This is a genomic window from Escherichia sp. TW14182 (assembly GCF_000208525.1).
Lineage (GTDB): Bacteria > Pseudomonadota > Gammaproteobacteria > Enterobacterales > Enterobacteriaceae > Escherichia > Escherichia ruysiae.
Genome location: NZ_AEJZ01000347.1, coordinates 1 through 4,834, shown reverse-complemented (window position 1 = coordinate 4,834; position 4,834 = coordinate 1). Strand labels below are relative to the sequence as shown.

3 protein-coding genes and 1 pseudogene are annotated in these 4,834 nt (G+C 43.5%); all 4 read left to right on the top strand.

Features of this window, described 5'->3' with window-relative positions:
* Positions 1-377: 377 nt before the first annotated feature.
* The 4 genes and pseudogenes from argG (at position 378) to dcm (ending at position 4,805) form a co-directional block, all read left to right on the top strand.
* Entirely contained in the window at positions 378-1,721 is a 1,344-nt protein-coding gene (gene argG, locus EQY_RS0121420; RefSeq protein WP_000207675.1) for an argininosuccinate synthase, read from the top strand.
* A gap of 403 nt (positions 1,722-2,124) precedes the next feature.
* A pseudogene (locus EQY_RS25210) lies at positions 2,125-2,256 on the top strand (integrase core domain-containing protein); the annotation flags it as partial.
* Positions 2,257-2,772: 516 nt separating this feature from the next.
* Complete coding sequence (locus EQY_RS0121415; protein ID WP_000054478.1) at positions 2,773-3,492, top strand: Eco47II family restriction endonuclease; 720 nt, start codon at positions 2,773-2,775, stop codon at positions 3,490-3,492.
* An 80-nt stretch (positions 3,493-3,572) separates the two neighbouring features.
* Entirely contained in the window at positions 3,573-4,805 is a 1,233-nt protein-coding gene (gene dcm / locus EQY_RS0121410; protein WP_000910483.1) for a DNA (cytosine-5-)-methyltransferase, read from the top strand.
* The last annotated feature ends 29 nt before the right edge of the window (positions 4,806-4,834 follow it).

Sequence of the window (4,834 nt, the reverse complement as noted above, 5' to 3'; positions counted from 1 at the left end):
CGACGAGCTACCAGGCTGCTCCACCCCGCGCCTGAAACGTGGCAAATTCTACTCGTTTTGAGTAAAAAATGCAAATACTGCTGGGATTTGGTGTACCGAGACGGGACGTAAAATCTGCGGTCATTATAGTGATCTACGCCACATTTTGTCAACATTTATTGCTACTCACGTGAATGGATATCCTGTTCACTTTCATTGATTGAATAATTTCTACCTCACCTTACTTCTTTTAAGCGCATTATTTTACAAAAAACGCACTAAACTCTTCCGGTCTCCGATAAAAGATGATTAAATGAAAACTCATTTATTTTGCATAAAAATTCAGTGAGAGCGGAAATCCAGGCTCATCATCAGTTAATCAAGCAGGGTGTTATTTTATGACGACGATTCTCAAGCATCTCCCGGTAGGTCAACGTATTGGCATCGCTTTTTCTGGCGGTCTGGACACCAGTGCCGCACTGCTGTGGATGCGACAAAAGGGAGCTGTTCCTTATGCATATACTGCAAACTTGGGTCAGCCAGACGAAGAGGATTATGATGCGATCCCTCGTCGTGCCATGGAATACGGCGCGGAGAACGCTCGTCTAATCGACTGCCGCAAACAACTGGTGGCCGAAGGCATTGCTGCTATTCAGTGTGGTGCTTTCCATAACACCACTGGCGGCCTGACCTATTTCAACACCACGCCGCTGGGCCGTGCCGTGACTGGCACCATGCTGGTTGCTGCGATGAAAGAAGATGGCGTTAACATCTGGGGTGATGGCAGCACCTATAAAGGAAACGATATCGAACGTTTCTATCGTTACGGCCTGTTGACCAACGCAGAACTGCAAATTTACAAACCGTGGCTTGATACTGACTTTATTGATGAGTTAGGCGGTCGTCATGAAATGTCTGAATTTATGATTGCCTGCGGTTTCGACTACAAAATGTCGGTCGAGAAAGCCTACTCCACCGACTCCAACATGCTTGGTGCGACGCACGAAGCGAAAGATCTGGAATATCTCAATTCCAGCGTCAAAATCGTCAACCCGATTATGGGCGTGAAATTCTGGGATGAGAGTGTGAAGATCCCGGCAGAAGAAGTCACGGTACGTTTTGAACAGGGTCATCCGGTGGCGCTGAACGGCAAAACCTTTAGCGATGATGTGGAAATGATGCTGGAAGCCAACCGCATCGGCGGTCGTCACGGCCTGGGCATGAGCGACCAAATCGAAAACCGTATCATCGAAGCGAAAAGCCGTGGCATCTACGAAGCTCCGGGGATGGCGCTGCTGCATATCGCTTATGAACGTCTACTGACCGGTATTCACAATGAAGACACCATCGAGCAGTATCACGCGCATGGTCGTCAGTTAGGCCGTTTGCTGTACCAGGGACGTTGGTTCGATTCCCAGGCATTGATGCTACGTGACTCTCTGCAACGCTGGGTTGCCAGCCAGATTACAGGTGAAGTTACTCTGGAGCTGCGTCGCGGGAATGATTACTCCATCCTCAATACCGTCTCTGACAACCTGACTTACAAACCAGAACGTCTGACGATGGAAAAAGGTGACTCGGTGTTCTCGCCAGATGATCGTATCGGTCAACTGACCATGCGTAACCTGGATATCACCGATACTCGCGAGAAACTTTTCGGTTATGCCAAAACGGGTCTGCTCTCATCTTCTGCCGCTTCAGGCGTACCGCAGGTTGAGAATCTGGAAAACAAAGGCCAGTAATTCGACGTTAACCCTGCCCATCAAGGGCGGGGTTATCTGGATTTCCTCTGTAAAATCTTTTCTGACAGTCAAATAAGCAAAGATGTCATGATTTGCATTAACAATGTGTGCCAGTGAGCAGCGAAGTAGATGTCAACATTGCGGAGTTCATAGCCTTTGAAAAACTCTTTTCCTCACCGCTTATAAAAACATCACATCTCATTTTACTGGCAACGCCGTCAGAGAGTGCTTTGACACGATGTCATTCATCTTATCCACCCGAACCAGTCAATGGAAAATGATATGCCTGCTGCCCTTCGGGTCATAGGGAAGGATAAATAACTCGTCATCAAATATCTGCTCATGGGGATGAGCAGAGAAACATGCAGTAACACTGGAGTTTATCTAGTGGATAAGCCGATGCAGAACGCTGAATGAAGTACGGGAAATCACGGAGAAATGGTTATCAGAATATAACTGTGAACGCCCACATGAATCACTGAACAATATGACACCAGAGGAATATCGACAGCACCATTATTTGGTGGGGAACTAAAACGGATCTACTTACAACCCCAAACCATCCAGAACTAAGCGCAGAGATGGGATCTGGCACACCATCGCTATCATGATAAACCACTTCAGACAATCCTCAGCGCAGTCATGCTCTCGGAACAAAAAGCAGTAAGGTTAGCTATAACGTCTTCACACCGGGAGAGCAGACGAAGGTCTATGTCTTTCTTGATGATAAGATGAAGGTGGTAACGACTATTGGTGTATCGCGATATATAGAATTAATTATTTATCTTAAAATTTAGGTGTTAAAATCCTCTATCACTGTAACATATTGCTCGAATCCTCAGCACAAGCCATTCAAATCCCGCCACAACAAACATACGCCCTTTAAGTGCTTATTGATCGTTTTCATCTATGTCTGTAATCGTTATGATTAGAAAACTTGCTCCAGTGTCGTTTTTGAGAGCTGTCGTGTAATTAGCCGCAACCGCAATAGTCCCCAAAGGTTATTACGCGAAAAACTTATTGAATTATAAAGAATGATGGAGAGACAACTATGTCATTACTTGAATATATCAGTGATGAAGATCTTTTTAACGAAGTTGAAACCTTATTAACGAAAGCTAAAAAGAAAAAAGACGCCGCTGAGAAGACTTTTACCAGCAATGTGATTGACCCTTTTGGTGCACTTTTTGAAGCTCCGGGGTTCTCATCCCATGAAGAGTGGCGAAACTCCGAACTTGCACGACAACAGCAGAAAACCATTCAAAATCATGTTGGTACGTTTCACCAAAAAATTCTCGGCCATGTTGAAGGATGGAGGGATATGGGGATTGGTGGCATCGTTGATCTTCTCAACGAAGAAAGAAGAATCATCGCTGAGGTGAAAAATAAATACTCAACGGTTACTGGCGGGGATTTAGCAGATAAATATAAAGGCTTAGATGAGTTGGTATCACCGAAACATAGCCGATTTAAGGATTACTGTGCGTACTTTGTTAATATAATCCCTCGTAAACCTATCAGATATAACAGCCCCTTTACCCCTTCCAATAAAGGTAGTGGTACTCTGTGTCCTTCGAACCCTAACATTCGAATCATTGATGGTGCGAGTTTCTATGAGCTTGTCACTGGCAGACCAGATGCTCTGCAAGAACTCCATAGTGCTCTCCCTCACGCAATTGAGTATATTTTGAGCGAACGTCTTGGGCAGCAAGGTTTTTCCATCCCTGATAAAGATAGTTTTATTAAGTATTTTGGGCTCGCTTACGGCTGATAACCATGATCAATGTTTGACAAAGCACATGTAAACCCATACAGTAGTAACCATGACTAATGTTGGCATGGTTACTAAATATGTTAAAGGAAGAGTTTTCACTTTCAGAAGTTGCAGACATTTTGGGCGTTTCAAAAGAAACTTTAAGGCGTTGGGATACTGCTGGAAAATTAGTTTCTCAAAGAAATGACGAAAACAACTATCGATTTTATAAAAAAGAGCAACTTAAAAATTTTGAACAAGCTCAGTTTTTATTTAAAAGCCAGTGGCCTGATGAGACTAAAATAAGCAATAATGTTTATACTGTATTAGAGTTATTTGCTGGCGCAGGGGGGATGGCTTTAGGTTTAGAAAAAGCCGGTTTAAAATCTGTTTTACTAAATGAAATTGACTCCCATGCTTGTAAGACGTTACGAAAAAATAGGCCTGAATGGAATGTGGTTGAAGGTGATGTGAGCCAAGTAGACTTCACCCCTTATAGGAATACCGTTGATGTGCTGGCTGGTGGCTTTCCTTGCCAGGCATTCTCTTATGCAGGCAAAAAACTTGGTTTTGAAGATACACGGGGCACCCTTTTCTTTGAATTCGCCCGAGCCGCTAAAGAAATCAATCCGAAAGTTCTTTTAGCAGAGAATGTTCGAGGGTTGCTAAATCATGATGATGGACGAACTTTAGAAACAATAAAAAATATTATCACAGACTTGGGCTACACTTTATTTGAGCCAAGAGTGCTTAAGGCTATTTTCTACAAAGTACCGCAAAAACGCGAGCGTTTGATCATTGTAGCTGTAAGAAATGATCTTGCTGATGGCATCGATTATGAGTGGCCTTCTTCTTACAATAAAATATTAACCCTTAAAGATGCATTAAAAAAGGGAGAGCTGTACGATAGCGACGTGCCAGAATCTGAAGGACAAAAATATCCCAAAAGAAAAGCAGAGATCCTAAGTATGGTTCCTCCCGGTGGCTACTGGAGAGATCTTCCTGAAGATATTCAAAAAGAATACATGCTCAAGAGTTTTTACTTAGGTGGGGGCAAAACTGGTATGGCTCGTCGCTTGTCATGGGATGAACCAAGCCTAACATTAACATGCGCCCCAGCACAGAAACAAACAGAGCGTTGCCACCCAGAAGAAACAAGACCATTAACTGTGCGTGAGTATGCAAGAATACAGACCTTCCCCGATGAATGGGTATTTGAAGGCCCAATGTCAGCGAAATATAAGCAAATAGGAAACGCTGTTCCTGTTAATCTGTCATTTGCTGTTGGCAAATCTGTGGTACATCTTTTAGATAAGATAAATAAAAGATAGACCCTGTAAATAATTCTGTGTAATTGCTG

What these genes read in the sequence shown, in the direction of transcription:
- argG (WP_000207675.1), top strand. Translation starts at nt 378, where the DNA reads ATGACGACGATTCTCAAGCATCTCCCGGTAGGTCAACGTATTGGCATC.
- EQY_RS0121415 (WP_000054478.1), top strand. Translation starts at nt 2,773, where the DNA reads ATGTCATTACTTGAATATATCAGTGATGAAGATCTTTTTAACGAAGTT.
- dcm (WP_000910483.1), top strand. Translation starts at nt 3,573, where the DNA reads ATGTTAAAGGAAGAGTTTTCACTTTCAGAAGTTGCAGACATTTTGGGC.